This is a genomic window from Vibrio sp. 1249-1 (genome assembly GCF_033340495.1).
The window spans coordinates 1-784 of sequence record NZ_JAWOWJ010000394.1 but is presented as its reverse complement, the minus strand read 5'-3'; the positions used below and the strand labels follow the sequence as shown (position 1 = coordinate 784).

At 46.6% G+C, this 784-nt stretch carries 1 protein-coding gene; it reads right to left on the bottom strand.

The window, feature by feature from the left end:
- Positions 1 to 642, bottom strand: a 642-nt coding sequence (locus R7Z50_RS26590) for a cation transporter (RefSeq protein ID WP_318149623.1), incomplete at its 3' end; no start/stop codon positions are given.
- Positions 643 to 784 lie beyond the last annotated feature (142 nt).

The following is a 784-nucleotide window of genomic DNA, read 5'->3' as shown; positions in this document are numbered from 1 at the left end:
TGTTTCAATGGCAAATGGTGTGCCACCACGAGCCAGTTTGACGGCCTTACGGGCAATAGGATACAAACCCAGCAAACAGGTTAAAGTAAAAATCCAGCTACTAAGCTGAGGGTTGATGCTTGCGACTAGGCCCGCAAATGCCATAGCACCTGCGATCGATAAAATCTGTAGATTGTCTTGAACAAAACCGAACCAGCCTTTGTTCTCTTTCTTTTGCTTTGGTTTATCCAGCGCAGAAAGCGGGAAACCAGTTTGGCGCGCTGTTTGTTCAATGATCGGACTTAGAGAATGGTCATCAAAATCGACAACTAACTTTTCTGTAGCAAAAAGGACTTTGGCATTCGTAACGCCTTGCAATGACATGATGGCTTTTTCAAGCTTTTGCGCACAAGATGGGCAATCCATGTCGGACACGAGCCAACTGCTACGGACTGAGGATTCTCGCAGTTCCGCGGGGCCTTCTTCATCGGCGGTGTCCGTACTGCAACTGCCCCCACTACAGCAAGAGCTTTCAACAGTATCAACACCCGCTTGAGCAATATTTAGCGTCGGTTTAGTTGGCGCGCAGCAAGAGTCATGGGCGCTGAGTGGCACCGCAGTTTTGATTTTGCCTGACTGGCAACCTTGATGTTTTGTACACATAGTTTGTTTTCCTTATTGGCTGAGACTGTTCATCTACCACTAAGGATAAACCTTGGAGATAGCTCCAAGGTCAAGACGAATTTTGTTAAAAGAGAAAAATAACCACTTCGCTCAACCTCAGCCTCTTCCGAAAAAAGAAAGA